Source organism: Nonomuraea cypriaca, from assembly GCF_015645445.1.
Taxonomy (GTDB): Bacteria; Actinomycetota; Actinomycetes; order Streptosporangiales; family Streptosporangiaceae; genus Nonomuraea; species Nonomuraea cypriaca.
Genome location: NZ_JADOGI010000237.1, coordinates 1 through 16068 on the forward strand (window position 1 = coordinate 1; position 16068 = coordinate 16068).

At 69.8% G+C, this 16068-nt stretch carries 14 protein-coding genes; 10 read left to right on the top strand and 4 right to left on the bottom strand.

Annotation, left to right across the window (positions count from 1 at the left end; genetic code table 11):
- A partial coding sequence (locus ITP53_RS45695; RefSeq protein WP_195901736.1) for an Asp23/Gls24 family envelope stress response protein occupies positions 1-447 on the bottom strand: 447 nt, incomplete at its 3' end.
- Positions 448-527: 80 nt separating this feature from the next.
- Here ITP53_RS45695 and ITP53_RS45700 point away from each other — a divergent pair.
- Positions 528-1058 (top strand): HIT family protein, encoded by a 531-nt coding sequence (locus ITP53_RS45700; protein WP_236051932.1) that lies wholly within the window; start codon positions 528-530, stop codon positions 1056-1058.
- Here ITP53_RS45700 and ITP53_RS45705 read toward each other — a convergent pair.
- From ITP53_RS45705 to ITP53_RS45715, 3 genes are all read right to left on the bottom strand, one after another.
- Positions 1014-3110 carry a hypothetical protein gene (locus tag ITP53_RS45705; protein WP_328817919.1) on the bottom strand — a complete coding sequence of 699 codons (2097 nt, stop codon included), beginning with the start codon at positions 3108-3110 and terminating at the stop codon, positions 1014-1016. The two genes, ITP53_RS45700 and ITP53_RS45705, sit on opposite strands and share 45 nt — an antisense overlap.
- A gap of 123 nt (positions 3111-3233) precedes the next feature.
- Positions 3234-4793: a glycoside hydrolase family 10 protein gene (locus tag ITP53_RS45710; RefSeq protein WP_195901739.1), complete on the bottom strand. Its 1560-nt coding sequence runs from the start codon at positions 4791-4793 to the stop codon at positions 3234-3236.
- A 141-nt stretch (positions 4794-4934) separates the two neighbouring features.
- Positions 4935-7070: an elongation factor G-like protein EF-G2 gene (locus tag ITP53_RS45715; RefSeq protein WP_195901740.1), complete on the bottom strand. Its 2136-nt coding sequence runs from the start codon at positions 7068-7070 to the stop codon at positions 4935-4937.
- Between the two features lie 148 nt (positions 7071-7218).
- Between ITP53_RS45715 and pgsA the strand changes: the two genes are divergently transcribed.
- The 9 genes from pgsA to ITP53_RS45760 all read left to right on the top strand — a co-directional run bounded on the left by pgsA (position 7219) and on the right by ITP53_RS45760 (position 16007).
- Positions 7219-7842 (top strand): phosphatidylinositol phosphate synthase, encoded by a 624-nt coding sequence (pgsA, locus tag ITP53_RS45720; protein ID WP_236051933.1) that lies wholly within the window; start codon positions 7219-7221, stop codon positions 7840-7842.
- Positions 7839-8762 (top strand): phosphatidylinositol mannoside acyltransferase, encoded by a 924-nt coding sequence (locus tag ITP53_RS45725; protein WP_195901742.1) that lies wholly within the window; start codon positions 7839-7841, stop codon positions 8760-8762. Before pgsA ends, ITP53_RS45725 begins: the two co-directional genes overlap by 4 nt.
- A complete protein-coding gene (locus ITP53_RS45730; protein WP_195901743.1) occupies positions 8759-9889 on the top strand; it encodes a glycosyltransferase family 4 protein in 1131 nt (376 codons plus the stop codon). Before ITP53_RS45725 ends, ITP53_RS45730 begins: the two co-directional genes overlap by 4 nt.
- A 7-nt stretch (positions 9890-9896) precedes the next feature.
- The gene (locus ITP53_RS45735; RefSeq protein ID WP_195901744.1) at positions 9897-10439 is read left to right on the top strand and encodes a hypothetical protein; all 543 of its coding nucleotides are present in this window, start codon (positions 9897-9899) and stop codon (positions 10437-10439) included.
- A 63-nt stretch (positions 10440-10502) separates the two neighbouring features.
- Positions 10503-11516, top strand: coding sequence for a DUF3048 domain-containing protein (locus ITP53_RS45740; protein WP_328817923.1), 1014 nt, complete (start codon positions 10503-10505; stop codon positions 11514-11516).
- Between the two features lie 120 nt (positions 11517-11636).
- Positions 11637-12545 carry a pyridoxal 5'-phosphate synthase lyase subunit PdxS gene (gene pdxS, locus ITP53_RS45745; protein ID WP_328817925.1) on the top strand — a complete coding sequence of 303 codons (909 nt, stop codon included), beginning with the start codon at positions 11637-11639 and terminating at the stop codon, positions 12543-12545.
- 238 nt (positions 12546-12783) lie between these two features.
- A complete protein-coding gene (locus ITP53_RS45750; protein ID WP_195901746.1) occupies positions 12784-14466 on the top strand; it encodes an alkaline phosphatase D family protein in 1683 nt (560 codons plus the stop codon).
- A gap of 167 nt (positions 14467-14633) precedes the next feature.
- Positions 14634-15248 carry a pyridoxal 5'-phosphate synthase glutaminase subunit PdxT gene (pdxT, locus tag ITP53_RS45755; RefSeq protein WP_207757364.1) on the top strand — a complete coding sequence of 205 codons (615 nt, stop codon included), beginning with the start codon at positions 14634-14636 and terminating at the stop codon, positions 15246-15248.
- A 3-nt stretch (positions 15249-15251) separates the two neighbouring features.
- The gene (locus ITP53_RS45760) at positions 15252-16007 is read left to right on the top strand and encodes a YebC/PmpR family DNA-binding transcriptional regulator (protein WP_195901748.1); all 756 of its coding nucleotides are present in this window, start codon (positions 15252-15254) and stop codon (positions 16005-16007) included.
- Positions 16008-16068 lie beyond the last annotated feature (61 nt).

The window sequence follows — 16068 nt, forward strand, 5'->3', positions numbered from 1 at the left end:
GTCGTCGACCGTCACGTTGACCTCCGTGACGCGCATGCCGAGCATGTGACTGACGGTCCTCGCCACGTTCGTCTTGACCTCGGCGGCCACCTCCATCACGATGTGGCCGTACTCGATCACGATCGTCAGGTTGACCGTCACCTGACGATCATGGATCTGCGCGCTGACCCCCTGGTTGCCGCGCCGCGAGCCTATGCCGATGCGGTCGCGTACGGACTCGAACGCCCGAGCCAGGTCGCCCCCCATGTCGGCGACCCCCTCCACCTCGAGGGCCGCCAGGGAGGCGATCTTCTCGATCACCTCGTCGGCGACCTTGATCCGGCCCTTCACACCGGCACCGGAAGAGGGCTGCTCGGTGTGCGAGGACCCAGGGTGAGCTCCAGAGTCGGACTCAGGGTCGGAATGGTCGGCTGGCGGGGCGGGGTGTTCGGCGAGAGCTTCACTCATGGCGGGCCTCCTTCAGGCAAGGTGCTTAGGGATTGTGCCGGAAGAGCACCCTGTTTGTCCGGGGTCCTATGCTGCTAGTTATGCACGATCAGGCAGGGGCAGGCGATCCCGACAACTTCCAGCGTCTGTGGACCCCGCATCGCATGGCCTACATCAAGGGCGAGAACAAGCCGACGGGCACGGGCCCAGAGGACGGGTGCCCGTTCGACGCGATCCCCAAGATGACCGACGAGGAGGGCCTGATCGTCGCCAGGGGGAACACGGTCTACGCCGTGCTGAACCTCTACCCGTACAACTCCGGCCATCTGATGGTGGTGCCCTACCGGCACGTGTCCGACTACGCCGAGCTGGAGGCGGCCGAGCTGGTCGAGCTGGGCGAGTTCACCCAGCGGGCGCTGCTGGCGCTGCGCAAGGCCAGTGGCGCGCAGGGTTTCAACGTCGGCATGAACCTCGGCCACGTGGCCGGCGCGGGCATCGCCGCCCACCTGCACCAGCACGTGGTGCCCAGGTGGGGCGGCGACACGAACTTCATGCCGGTCGTCGCCCAGACCAAGGTCCTGCCGCAGCTACTTCGCGACACCCGCCAGCTTCTCGCCGACGCTTGGGGCTGAGCCCGTGCGGCGGTAGATCACACCGATGCCGGTGGCCAGCAGGAGCGGCACGGCCAGGGCCAGCGCCATGGACAGCACCGCCGCGCCCGAGTCGTTGACCAGCATCCCGAGCACCCCGCTGACCAGCGTGCCGATGATCCCGGCACGCAACGCGGGAGAGTGCGCGAACGCGGCGGGCACCACTCCCGCCGACGCCTGCTCCGGCCGCAGGATCGCGTAGATCAGGAACGCCACGGCCACGATCACGATCGGCATGAGGTTCGGGCTGAGCAGCGTGGCGAGCATGGCGTCGAGCTTGCGCAGGATGACGTCGATCGCCTCGCCGCTCAGCACCTGGCCGACGAACCTGCCCAGATGGGTCTGCTTGTCCGGCGGTTGCAGGTAGTTGTAGTAGGAGAAGGCCATCACGATCACACCGCCCGCCACGGCGAACGCGCCCAGCTTGACCAGCGAGACCCGCTTGCCCGCGACCAGCAGCGCGGTCACCGCGATGCCCGGCACGAACGCGATCACGCCGCCGAAGTCGCTGCCCATCCCCGACCCGCCGAGCACCATGGCGAACAGGCCCAGCACCACGATCGCGGCCACGCCGATCCGGCCTGGATAGCGGTGTGCGATGACCGTGGCGGTCAGCAGCGTGCCGGTGGCCAGCAGCGCGAACGGGATGTTGCCCAGGCCGAAGTAGCGGGCCCCCTGCTCGGCGCTGTAGCCCATGAAGCTGTTGAGCTGGAGCGTGGTGCCTGTCAGCAGGTCACCGGCGAGCGTGAGCGCGGTGACGCCGGCGACCACGGCCAGCGGGCCGAGCGGCCGGCGCCGCCATGGCCCGGCCAGCGCCAGCACGGTGATCGCGGCCCACCAGGCCAGCATGCCGCCGAACAACTGCAGGTGGTCGGTCCAGGGCAGCAGATTGACCAGGAGCGAGGTGACGGGCAGGGCGGCCAGGGCCACGGCGGCCAGCCGCACCCACGGCAGGGCCTTGTGGCGGCGCAGCAGCAGGAAGGCCAGCACGTAGAACAGGACCTGGAGGACCGCCAGGGCGGTGAAGTACTGGCCCTTCGCCGAACGCATGGTCTGCGCGGTGGCGTCGGCCCGCTCAAGCTGCTCGAACGACCCGGCCTCCCCGCCGATCCGCATCGGCACGCCCACGACCGAGGCGGGCACCGGGACGCCGAGCCTGTTCAGCGTGGTGGCGGTGAGGTCGGGCAGGATCGAGATGTCCTCCCGGCGGGTGGAGGCCGCGCCGAGCAGGTGGCCCTCCGCACCCGGCTCGCGCAGCGCGGCCACCCGCAGATGCGGTACGGAGCCGTGGTCGGACAGCCCCGCGAGCAGCACCGTCGTGCCGGCGGGCAGGACCGACAGCAGCGCCCCAGCCTTGGCGTCGGCCAGTCGCAGCGCCTCGCGCCGCTGGGCGGCGGTGAGCTGCTCGGGCGTCTTCGGCAGCCGGTCGCCGGTCAGGTAGGGGCGGATGAGGTCGTCCACGTCCATGGCGATCATCCGGCACTGCTCCAGGTCGGTGGTCCTGACCTGGAGCGGCGAGGCGTGGTAGCGGCTCACCGCGCCCTGACGGTCGGCCAGCGCCAGTGCGGCGCCCGGGCCGATCGCGATCGAGCACTGGCCTGCCGCCTTCAGCGACTCGCCCAGGGTGCCGGCGTTGCGCTGCCCGGCCACGTCGATGAGGTAGCGGTAGTCCGGGATGACCGCGCCCGTGCCCTGCGTCCGCGGTGCCGGGGGCGCGCCGCAACCGTAGCCGACGGCCGATCTGGTGCCGGCTGAGACGGTCAGCCAGCCGTCGTAGGGGCAGGTCACGTTGCCGACCGTACGGACCGAGAGCGAGCCGGCCGCGCTCGCCTCGGCCAGCGCCCAGAGGTTGGGCGTGTCGGACCGGGTGAGGTCGTTCCAGTGCAGACCGGGCACACCGATGAGGGCCACCCGCCCCGCGGCGTCGGCCATTCGCGCGGCGTCGTCCGCCGCCCGCGCGGCGGACGCGGACCACCCTTGACCGACCAGCAGCTGACCGAGCAGCACGGCCAGCACGACCAGCGCGCGCCTCACCCCGATGACCTCCCGCGATCGATGAGTTCCGCGGCACGGCACAGGGCACGTGCCACTGGACGCGACTACCCTCTCACGACCCGGAGTATCGAATGGCCGCTTACGCGATCAAAGGCGCGGCCGTCAGCTCTCGCCCGCCCGCACCTTCGCCGGCGGGCTCTCGTTGTGCAGCCGGTCGAGCGCGGTGACCAGGTAGGTGCCCGCCGACTTCGCGGTGTACGACGGCCCGGTGACGACGGCCATCAGATCGCGGGCGTCGGTGGTGTGGCAGTCCTTGCCCGACTTAGGCACCCGGTAGACCGCGTAGGCCCGCGCGCCCGCGGAAGGCGTCCACGACAGCCTGTTGCCGGCCGCCCTGAGGCCGGAGGGCGCGTCAGGGGCTCGCCCGCCGCGCTCCTCCATGAGCGGAACGAGGGCCGGGCGCTCGTAGTGCGTCCTGGCGAGGCGGTCCACCGCGCCGAGCGGGTTGGCCACGAGATTCTTGGCGCTGAAGAAGACCTCGCCGTCCACCTGCTTGCGCGCGCGGTTGGCGGTCACCTCGGCGGCCAGCTCGCCCGGCCTGGTCCAGGCCCGGTCGTCCGTCGCGCCGACCCGGTAGAGGCCCTGGCCGATGTACAGCTGCACGCCGGTGCCCTTGACCTCGCCGGCCCACCAGCGCAGCAGCGTGTCGTAGTCGGCCAGCCGGTGCCCGCGCGGCCAGTAGAGCTGCGGCAGCACGTAGTCGACCGTGCCGGCCTTGATCCAGGCCCGCGCGTCGGCGTAGATCGAGTCGTACGCGGACATGCCCGACGTGCTGGAGCCCGACGGGTCGTTGGACTTGTTACGCCAGATGCCGAACGGGCTGATGCCGAACTTCACGTGGTTCTTCGCCGCGTGCACGGCCTCGTCCACCTGGGCGACGAGCGTGTTGACGTTGTCGCGGCGCCACTCGGCGAGCCGCTCGCCCTTGCCGTAGCGCTTGAACGCGGCCGAGTCGTCGAACTTCGCGCCCGCCACCGGGTACGGGTAGAAGTAGTCGTCGAAGTGCACGCCGTCCACGTCGTAGCGGCTGACCACGTCGGTGATGACCTTGGTGACGTGCTCGCGCACGGCCGGCAGGCCCGGGTTGTAGTAGAGACGGCCGCCGTACTTGATCGTCCAGTTGGGGTGCCGGCGCGCGGGGTGGGCGGCTGGCAGCTTGGCGGTGCTGTCGCGGTAGGAGGCGCGGTAGGGGTTGAACCAGGCGTGGAACTCCATGCCGCGCTTGTGCGCCTCACCGATGAGGAACGGCAGCGGGTCCCAGCCGGGGTCCTTGCCCTCGGTGCCTGTCAGGTATTGCGACCAGGGCTCCAGCGACGACTTGTAGAGCGCGTCCGAGGCGGGCCGCACCTGCAGGAAGACCGCGTTGAGATTGCGCTTGGCGGCGCTGTCGAGGATCTTCGTGTATTCGGTCCGCTGCCGGGCGGGGCTCAGGCCGGGGCGGGAGGGCCAGTCGATGTTCGTGGTCGTGGCGATCCACACGCCGCGCAGCTCCCGCTTCGGGTGGCGGGGGTCGGCCTTGCAGGCCGCCGGGGCGGAGGTGGCTATGGCCGTCTGCTGCTCGCTCGCCGCCGGGGCTTCTCCCGCGGGGCCGAAGGCGTATGCGGCGCCGGTGGTGGCGGCCGCGAGGACGGCGACAGCTAGTAGTGGGCGTCCAGTTCGCATAGTCCTGCCAGTGTGTCATCTCCTCAGGCATGGGTTCGTACAAAACAGAAATCAGGCTGTGACCGTGTTGATATGGAAAAGCATGAATGAGCCGGGAGTGAAATGAGTTTCTCCCGGCTCATTCATGGTGATATCGGGCGGTTATTCCGTGGCCGCCACCTTGTGCGCGAGATTCGGCGGCAGCGGCTCGTAGCGCAGGAACGAACGGTGGAACGTCCCGGTGCCGTGCGACATGGATCGCAGGTCGATGGCGTACCGGGTGATCTCCAGCTCCGGCACCTCCGCCTTGACCAGCGTGCGTCCCGTGCCCACGGGTTCGGTGCCGAGCACCCGCCCGCGCCGCGAGGACAGATCTGACATCACCGACCCCACGTGGTCGTCGGCGACCAGCACCGACAGCTCGTCCACCGGCTCGAGCAGCAGCGTCGGCACCTTCGATGCCGCCTCCTTCAGCGCGAGCTGGCCCGCGATCTGAAAGGCCATGTCGGAGGAGTCGACCGAGTGGGCCTTGCCGTCGTACAGGGTGACGCGCACGTCGACCATCGGGTAGCCGGCGACGACGCCCCGCTCCATCTGGGCCCGTACCCCCTTCTCCACCGACGGGATGAACTGCCGCGGCACCACGCCACCCACGATCTTGTCCACGAACTCGAACCCGCCGCCGGACGGCAGCGGCTCGACCTCGAGGTGGCAGACGGCGTACTGGCCGTGGCCGCCGGTCTGCTTGACGTTGCGGCCCATCGCCTGGCACTTGCCGCCGAACGTCTCGCGCAGCGGCACCCGCAGCCCCACCCGCTCCACCTCGACGCCGTGGCGCTTGGACAGGCGGTCGAGCAGCACGTCGGTGTGCGCCTCGCCCATGCACCACAGGACGAGCTGGCGGGTCTCGGCGTTGTTCTCCAGTCGCAGTGTCGGGTCCTCGGCCACCAGCCTGCCGAGGGCCTGCGACAGCTTGTCCTCGTCGGCCTTGGACTTGGCCCTGATCGCCACCGGCAGCAACGGGTCCGGCATGGCCCAGGGAGTCATCAGCAGCGGCCGCTCGACGTCCGAGAGCGTGTCGCCGGTCTCGGCCCGCGACAGCTTGGCCACGGCCACGATGTCACCCGCGATCCCCTTGGCCGCGGCCCGCTGCTGCTTGCCCAGCGGGCTGGTCAGCGTGCCGATGCGCTCGTCCACGTCGTGGTCCTCGTGCCCGCGCTCGGCCATGCCGTGACCGGACACGTGCACGGTCATGTCGGGGCGCAGCGTGCCGCAGAAGACGCGTACGAGGCTGATGCGGCCGACGTACGGGTCGCTGGTGGTCTTGACGACCTCGGCGACCAGCGGCCCGTCTGGGTCGCATGCGGTGACCTTGACCGGCTTGCCCGACAGGTCGGTGATCTCGGGCGTGGGGTGCTCGAAGGGCGACGGGAACCCCTGCGTGATGAGCTCGAGCACCTCCTGCGCGCCGACGCCGAGCCCGCTGCACAGCACCGGGTAGAAGCTGCCGCGCGCGACCGCCTTCTCCAGGTCGTCGATGAGGACCTTGGTGTCGATGGGCTCGCCTTCGAGGTATCTCTCCATGAGCGACTCGTCCTCGCTCTCCTGGATGATGCCCTCGATCAGGACCCCGCGGTGCTCCTCGAGCTGCGCCGCGTACTCGGCGCCCGGTTCCTTCTCCGTGCGGGTGCCGGTGGCGTAGTTGTAGAACTTCTGCGAGAGCAGCCCGATCAGCCCGTTGACGTGCCCGTTGGTGATCACGGGCAGGTAGAGAGGGGCGACGCCGTCGCCGAAGACCTCCTGGCACGCGGTCAGCACCCCGTCGAAGTCGGCCCGCTGATGGTCGATCTTGGTGATCACCACCGCCCGCGGCATGCCGACCTGGGCGCACTCGTCCCACAACATCTGGGTGAGCCCGTCGACGCCTTCGGCCGCCGACACCACGAACAGGGCCGCGTCCGCGGCGCGCAGACCCGCGCGCAGGTCGCCCACGAAGTCGGCGTAACCGGGGGTGTCGAGAAAGTTGATCTTGATACCGTTGTGTACGAGCGGCGCCACGGCGAGGTTGACCGACCGCTGCTGCCGGACCTCGACCTCGTCGAAGTCGCTGACCGTGTTGCCGTCCTCCACCCGGCCCGCGCGCTGGATGGTGCCGGAAGCAGCCAGCAGCTGCTCGACGAGGGTCGTCTTACCCGCCCCTGAGTGGCCGACCAGCACGACATTGCGTATCGCATCAGCCCGGTCGGCCGCGGGTGCCCTGCCCGCGGCTCCTACACCGCCCACGTTCTTTTCCGCCACATCGGCCTCCCGCGTCGTCGGTTCTTCTTCCAACGACCGCGCCCGCGCGGAGGGTGACTAGAAACCGCATGGACGCGGTCTGTTCACCAAATACCCCTGTGGCGGATATCACAAGGGGGGTGGGGCAAAGAAAGTCGTCAGGCTTTTGATGGCCTACGATCGGACGGCGATGCTCAAACTCCTGCGCCCGGCCATGACCCGGATACTCACCCCGCTGGGCAGGGCTCTCGCCGGCCGCGGGATCGGCCCGGACGCCGTCACGGCGATCGGCACCCTCGGCACGGTCGTGTCGGCCCTGCTCTTCTTCCCCCTGGGACATCTGACCTGGGGTGCTCTCGCGATCACCGTCTTCGTGCTGTTCGACCTGCTCGACGGTGTCGTCGCCCGGCTCGGCGGGAAGGGGGGCAGCACCTGGGGGGCGTTTCTCGACTCGACGCTCGACCGGGTCGCCGACTCCGCCATCTTCGCCGGCCTGATCTTGTATTTCGTCTCCATAGACGACACGCTGATGGCCGCGGTGACGCTCGTCTGCCTGATCGCGGGCACTCTGGTCTCCTACGCCAAGGCCAGGGCCGAGGGGCTCGGGCTGACGGCCGACGTGGGGCTGGCCGAGCGGCCGGAGCGCCTGGTCGTGGCGCTGGTCGCGGCCTGCTTCTCGGGGCTCGGCGTCCCGTACATCCTGCCTGTGGGGATGTGGCTGCTCGCGGTGGCCAGCCTGATCACCGTGGTGCAGCGGGTCGTGGCCGTCTACCAGCAGACGAGGGAGAAATGAGCGAGAAGGCGTCCTTCGGCGATCGCGTCGTGGCCGCGGGGTTCGCGGCCGGCTGGAAGCTCGTGCCGCTGCTGCCGCGGCGTCCGGTGACGGCGGTCTTCCGCTTCGCGGCCGACCGGGTCTGGAGCAGGCGCGGCAAGTCCGTACGCCGGCTGGAGTCCAACCTGGCCAGGGTGACCGGCATCGACGCGGACAGCCGCGAGATCCGCGAGCTCAGCCGGGCCGGCATGCGCTCCTACTTCCGTTACTTCCACGAGGTCTTCGTGCTGCCGTCCATGAGGACCGAGGAGATCGTGCGCCGCACCCACGTGATCGGCGCCGAGCACGTGCACGACAACGTGGCGGCCGGCCGGGGCGTGGTGCTGGCGCTGCCGCACATGGGCAACTGGGACCAGGCGGGCGCCTGGCTGGTGGGCGTGGGTCACCCGTTCACGACCGTGGCGGAGCGGCTCAAGCCGGAGTCGCTGTTCCGCCGTTACGTCGCCTTCCGCGAAGGGCTCGGCATGGAGGTGCTGCCGCTGACGGGCGGCGACGGGCACAACTTCGGCAGCCTGGCCACCCGGGTGCGCAAGGGCGGCGTCGTGTGCCTGCCCGCAGAGCGCGACCTGACCAAGAGCGGGATCGAGGTGCGCTTCTTCGGCGCGACCACCAAGGTGCCCGCGGGCCCGCCGCTGCTGGCCGTGCAGACGGGGGCCGCGCTGCTGCCGGCCGTCGTCTACTTCGTCGGCGACGACTGGGGCATCCACATCCACGAGGAAGTGCCGGTCCCCGCCGAGGGCACCCGCAAGGAGAAGGTCGCCGTGGTGGCGCAGCGCATGACGGACGTCTTCGAGAAGGGCATCTCCGAGCACCCCGAGGACTGGCACATGCTGCAGCGGCTGTGGCTCGACGATCTTCCACCCGCGCAGGTGGATCCGTGAGGGTCGGGATCGTCTGCCCTTATTCGTGGGACATGCCGGGTGGAGTCAGGCAGCACATCGACGATCTGGCCCAGGCGCTGATGGCGCAGGGGCACGACGTGTCCGTGATCGCGCCGGCGGCCGACGACGACGAGCTGCCGCCCTATGTGACGGGGGCCGGGCGGGCGGTGCCGGTGCCGTACAACGGGTCGGTGGCCAGGATGTCGTTCGGGTTCCTGTCGGCGGCGCGGGTGCGGCGGTGGGTGCGTACAGGCGGCTTCGACGTGCTGCACATCCACGAGCCGCTGATCCCGAGCCTCGGCGTGCTGGCCTGCTGGGCGGCCAAGGGGCCGATCGTGGCGACGTTCCACGCGTCGTTCTCGCGCTCGCGGGCGATCGCGGTGGCCGAGCCGCTGCTGCGCAGCGCGCTGGAGAAGCTCAGCGGCCGCATCGCGGTCTCCGACGCGGCCCGCAAGAGCCTGGTCGAGCAGTTCGGCGGTGACACGGTGCTCATCCCGAACGGCGTCACCGTCGCCCGCTACACCCACGCCGAGCCCCTCGACGGGTGGGGGCCCGACGGATCCACGCTGGGCTTCCTGGGGCGGATGGACGAGGAGCGCAAGGGCCTGCCGATCCTGCTCGACGCGTTCGCGATCCTCGCCGCGGAGCGGCCGGGTCTGAAGCTGCTCGTCGCCGGGCCTGGCGACGCCAAGGACGTCTACGAACGCGTGCCGAAGCGGTTCCACGCCCAGGTGACGGTGCTCGGCATGGTGAGCGAGGCCGACAAGATCCGCGCGTACCACTCGGTCGACGTGTTCTGCGCGCCCAACACGCGTGGCGAGAGCTTCGGCATCGTCCTGGCCGAGGCCATGGCCTGCGGCGCCACCGTGCTGGCCAGCGACATCCCCGCCTTCCGCAAGGTGCTCGGCGAGGGCCAGGCGGGCGCGCTGTTCGCCAACGGCGACCCCGCCTCGCTGGCCGCCGAGGCCGCCGCGCTGCTGGACGCGCCGGAGCGCCGCGCGAAACTGGCCGCGGAGGCGCTGGTCGCGGTCATGAAGTACGACTGGTCCACGGTCGCCAGGGACGTCGTGCGCGTTTACGAGACGGTCACGACCGGCGGCGCGGGGCGCGTCGAAGAAGACCTGTGAGGCCCTTGTGACATCCACCATGATCGTGCTGATCGTGGGCATCGTCGTGGTGCTCACGGCCGTCTACATCTCCTGGCGCGCGGGCCGGCTCGACCGCATGCACATCCGGCTGGAGCTGGCCCACGAGTCGCTGGAGGCCGCGCTGATGCGGCGCAGGGCGGTCGTGCTCGAGCTGGCCGGCTCGCGCCTGCTCGACCCAGCCACGTCCCTGGTGCTGGCCGCGGCCGCCCACGAGGCCAGGATCGCCGGTCCCGAGGAGCACGAGCACGCGGAGAGCGACCTGTCCCGCGCCCTGCGCGCGGCCGTGGACCAGGAGCGGTTCAGGGAGAAGCTGTCGGAGGCGCCGGGCGGGCGTGACCTGCTGGACGAGCTCGACACGGCCGTGGCCAAGGTGGTCTACTCGCGCCGCTTCTACAACAACGCCGTGGCGGTCACACGTACGGCGCAGCGCCGTTGGCTCGCCAGAACCCTGCGCCTGGCGGGGCACACGGAATTTCCTAGATTCTTCGAGATTGATGACAATCCACCGGCGACTATGGCAACTGAATGACCTGATTTGGGGAAGCCAGTAAGCTTCATCCCGTTTTACGGGCTGAAGCGAGGAGTGTTACTGGTGCGGCTACCCCGGACGATCATGATCTGGCTGGCCGGAGCGGCTGTGCTCCTGCCCGTCGCGGCCTGTTCCTCGGACGAGCCGGCGCCCGGCCGCGCGCCGCAGGCGGCCACCGTGGCTCCCAGCGAGGAGCCGGAGGAGGTGAACGCGCACCCCTTCACCGGCAAGCCGTACGGGAAGCTCAAGCCGGTGCTCGCGGTGAAGATCGAGAACACCGCCGCGGGCAAGCCGCAGCTCGGGCTGAAGAGCGCTGACGTCGTCTACGTCGAGCAGGTCGAGGCCGGTCTGACCCGGCTCATGGCCGTCTTCTCCTCCAAGGTGCCCGCCAAGGTGGGCCCGGTCCGCAGCGCGCGGATCTCCGACCTGCACATCGCGCCGCAGTTCGGCAAGCCGGCGTTCTCGTACTCGGGCGCGCAGTCCAAGATGCTGCCGTTCATCGCCGAGGCGTCGCTGTACGACGTGGGCGACACGCGCAACCCCGGCGCGTACTTCCGCCAGCCCGGCCGTTTCGCCCCCTACAACCTGTTCGCCAACACCAAGCAGCTCCTGAGCGCGGCGCCCAAGGCGAGCAAGGCCAAGGACATCGGCTTCACCTTCGGCGACGCACCGGCCGAGGGCGGCGTGGATCGGAAGTCGTACACCGTCAAGTGGCCCGCGGCGCGCTTCACCTTCACCTGGTCGGCGGCGAAGAAGCAGTGGATGATCTGGCAGGACGGCAAGAAGGACATGGCCGCCGAGGGCGGGCAGCTGAGCGCGCCCACGATCGTGGTGCAGTACACCAAGACCGAGCGCTCGGAGTTCCACGACTCGAACGACAGCTACACGCCGCTCGTGAACACCACCGGCAAGGGCACGGCGATGGTGCTGCGCGACGGCAAAGCCTTCAAGGCGAACTGGGAACGGGAATCGGAGGAGGACGGCACGACGTTCACCACGCAGAGCGGCGAGCCGATGAACTTCGCGCCCGGGCAGGTCTGGGTGGCACTCGCCAGCCGTAAGCCCGTCATCCCGTAGACGCCTGTTTGTATAGGCTGGGCGGCAAATCCTGACATCTTGGCATGTCGGGGGATGGGTCGCCCAGGACCTACGATGGGCTTGATACCGAATTCGCCGTGAGAGCCCGTGAGGAAGACCGTGTCCAGCAGCACGCCAGAAAGCGCCCCCGTCACCGGAACCGCCCGCGTCAAGCGCGGCATGGCCGAGATGCTCAAGGGCGGCGTCATCATGGACGTCGTCACCCCGGAGCAGGCCAAGATCGCTGAGGACGCCGGGGCGGTCGCCGTCATGGCCCTCGAGCGCGTGCCCGCCGACATCCGGGCGCAGGGTGGCGTGTCCAGGATGAGCGACCCCGACATGATCGACGGCATCATCGCCGCCGTGTCGATCCCGGTCATGGCCAAGGCCCGCATCGGACACTTCGTCGAGGCCAGGGTGCTGCAGGCGCTCGGAGTCGACTATGTGGACGAGTCGGAGGTGCTCACCCCGGCCGACTACGCCAACCACATCGACAAGTGGCAGTTCACCGTGCCGTTCGTGTGCGGGGCGACCAACCTGGGCGAGGCCCTGCGCCGCATCACCGAGGGCGCGGCCATGATCCGCTCCAAGGGCGAGGCGGGCACCGGCGACGTCTCCAACGCCGTGACCCACATGCGCACCATCCGCGCCGAGATCAAGCGTCTCACCTCGCTGCCCGAGGACGAGCTGTACGTCGCAGCCAAGGAGCTGCAGGCGCCGTACGAGCTGGTCGCCGAGGTGGCCAGGCTCGGCAAGCTGCCGGTCGTGCTGTTCACCGCGGGCGGCATCGCCACCCCGGCGGACGCCGCGATGATGATGCAGCTCGGCGCCGAGGGCGTGTTCGTCGGCTCGGGCATCTTCAAGTCCGGAGACCCGGCCAAGCGCGCGGCGGCCATCGTGAAGGCCACCACGTTCTACGACGACCCCGACGTCATCGCCAAGGTCTCGCGCGGACTGGGCGAGGCGATGGTCGGCATCAACGTCGACGAGATCCCGCAGCCGCACCGCCTGGCCGAGCGCGGCTGGTGAAGCGGCGCGTCGTTGCAGGTCACCGGCCCGGGCGCGTGACATGATCGCGTACTGACAGGCCGGGGTGCCGGATCCCGCCTGGCGGGGGCGCCACGCATGCGACGGCGATAATTGCCGAAATAGGCGACATCCGCGAAGGATGTCGCCTTTTTCGTGTTGTGTGGTGTTCACCACGTAGTCATGATTCTCAGTCAGGCTACGGGGCGTCCCTGACCCTTGATCGTCTCAGGAGCGACACGTGTCCAAGCTGAACCGCAGGCACTTCCTCGTCACAGGGTTAGCCGCCGGGGCCGCCGCCGCGATCCCCGCCGCCGCCGCGCACGCCGAGCCCGATCCCGCCGCCGAGACCGCCCAGAGCCTCGCCTCGCGCGGGCTGCGTACCGACCCCTTCACGCTCGGCGTCGCCTCCGGCGACCCCGACCACGAGGGCTTCGTCCTGTGGACCAGGCTCGCCCAGCAGCCCATGGCCGAGGACGGGCTCGCCGGCATGCCGCAGCGGCCGTTCCCGGTGCAGTGGCAGGTCTACGCCGACGAGCGCTGCCGCCGGGTCGTCCGCACCGGGGTCGCCGTGGCCGCGCCCGAGTGGGGCCACAGCATCCACGTCGAGGTAAAGGGCCTGGGCTCCGACCGCGAGTTCTGGTACCGCTTCCGCGTGGGCCCGTACGTCTCGCCGGTCGGCCGCACCCGCACCGCCCCGCACCCCCTGTCGTACGGCGGCGCGCTGGCCATGGCGTTCGTCTCGTGCGCCCAGTACGAGCACGGCTTCTTCACGTCCTACCGCAGGCTGGCCGAGGAGAACCCGGACATCATCCTGCACCTGGGCGACTACCAGTACGAGTACACCAAGAACTCCTACACCATCCCCGGCGGCAACATCCGCCACCACGAGGGCCCCGAGACCGAGACGCTCGCCAACTACCGCCAGCGCCACGCCCAGTACAAGGCCGACCCCGACCTCCAGGCCGCGCACGCCGCCGCGCCGTGGCTGGTCGTGTGGGACGACCACGAACTGGACAACAACTGGGCCGACGAGGTCGCCGAGCGGCCCGAGAACCCCCAGCCGAACTTCCTCGCCAGGCGCGAGGCCGCCTTCCGCGCGTACTACGAGAACATGCCGCTGCGCCGCACCTCCATCCCGCGCGGCATCGACATGCAGCTCTACCGCCGCGTCCGGTGGGGCCGCATGGCCACGTTCCACATGCTCGACACCCGGCAGTACCGCGACGACCAGGGGTGCGGCGACGGCTACAAGGACTGCCCGGCCGCCGTCGACCCGGCCCGCTCGATCACCGGCGCCGAGCAGGAGGCGTGGCTCCTGGACGGATTCCGGCACTCGCGCGCGCAGTGGGACGTCCTGGGCCAGCAGGTCTTCTTCGCCCAGCGCGACAACAACGACGGCCCTGCCAAGATCACCAGCCAGGACGCCTGGGACGGCTACGCCGCCTCCAGGCAGCGCATCACGCAGGGCTGGCTCGACGCCGACGTCCGCAACCCGGTCGTGCTGACGGGCGACGTCCACGCGCACTGGGCGAGCGACCTCAAGCTCGACTACGACGACCCGACCGGGCCGTCGGTCGGCGCCGAACTGGTGGCCACCTCGATCTCCACCGGCGGCGACGGCAGCGACTCCGACCCGGCGCAGCACCCGTTCCTGCAGATCAATCCGCATCTGAAGTTCTACAACAACCAGCGCGGCTACGTGCTGACGACGATCGAGCGCGAGCAGATGACGGCCGACTTCAAGGTGGTGCCGAGGGTCAGCGAGCCCGGCTCGGAGGTCTACACGCGGGCCACGTTCGTCGTGGAGGACCGGGTGCCGGGGGTACGTCAGACGTACCTGCGGCCGCTGGACCCGGCGTTCCGCCGCCCGGACCCGATGACGGTGGAGGAGACGGTACGCCTCGAGACCGAGCGCCCGTAACCCCCGGCTCTCCACGCCACCCCGGACCGCACCGCGGCCGGGGTGGCCTTGTCTCTACGGCCGTGTCTCGCCGGCCGCCGCGCTGTCGTCCGCCTTTCCCGTCTTCATGCAGGTAGCCCTTCGAGCGCGGTGCCCTGGAGGAAGATGCCGGGCCGTTCTGGTGTTGAATGGTCGGAACCCGAACCCGGACGGAAGGATCGACTGTGCCCTCGATCGGTGTACTCGCTCTCCAGGGGGACGTGCGCGAGCACGTGCGCATGCTCCAGGAGGCAGGCGCCGCGGCGGCGCCCGTACGCAGGCCCGCCGAGCTGGACGCGGTCGACGGCCTCGTCATCCCCGGCGGCGAGTCCACCACCATGTGGAAGCTCGCCGAGACCTTCGACATGTTCCAGCCGCTGCGGATGCGGATCAAGGAGGGCATGCCCGCCTACGGCTCGTGCGCCGGCATGATCATGCTGGCCGACAGGATCGAGGACGGCGTCGCAGGACAGCAGACGATCGGCGGCATCGACATGGTCGTCAGGCGCAACGCCTTCGGCCGCCAGGTCGACTCCTTCGAGGAGGACCTCGACTTCGCGGGGGAGCGGGTGCACGCCGTGTTCATCCGCGCGCCCTGGGTCGAGTCGGTCGGCGCGGATGTCGAAGTGCTGGGCAGGGCCGAGCCTGGCGATAGGATCGTGGCGGTCCGTCAAGGTCCACTGCTCGCGACGTCGTTCCACCCCGAGCTGACCGGGGACACTCGCGTGCATCGTTACTTCGTAGACATGCTGAGGGAGCTCTAGGTAATGTCCGGCCACTCCAAATGGGCGACGACGAAGCACAAGAAGGCCGCGCTCGACGCCAAGCGCGGCAAGCTGTTCGCGAAGCTCATCAAGAACATCGAGGTGGCGGCCCGGACAGGTGGCCCTGACCCGGACGCCAACCCCACTCTCTTCGACGCCATCTTCAAGGCCAAGAAGAACTCCGTGCCCAACGACAACATCGAGCGGGCGCGCAAGCGCGGCGGCGGTCTCGAGGCCGGCGGCGCCGACTGGCAGACCATCATGTACGAGGGCTACGCGCCCGGCGGCGTCGCGGTGCTCATCGAGTGCCTCACCGACAACCGCAACCGCGCAGCCTCCGAAGTGCGCGTCGCGCTGACCCGCAACGGCGGCTCGCTGGCCGACCCCGGGTCGGTCTCCTACATGTTCAACCGCAAGGGCGTCGTCATCGTGCCCAAGGACGGGCTGGACGAGGACACCGTGCTCATGGCCGTCCTCGACGCGGGCGCCGAGGAGGTCAACGACCTGGGAGAGTCGTTCGAGGTCGTGTCCGAGGCCGGGGACCTGGTGCCGGTGCGCAAGGCGCTGCAGGAGGCGGGCATCGACTACGACTCGGCCGAGTCGGGCTTCCTGCCGACGATGAGCGTGCCGCTCGACGAGGATGTCGCCAAGAAGGTGTTCCGGCTCATCGACGCCCTGGAGGACAGCGACGACGTCCAGAACGTCTTCGCCAACTTCGACGTCAGCGACGCCGTGCTCGAACAGCTGGGCGCCGAGTAGGTCTTCCTCCCCCTGCCTGCGTTGTGAGGGCCCGGCCTGCCGGGCCCTCACAACGCAGGCA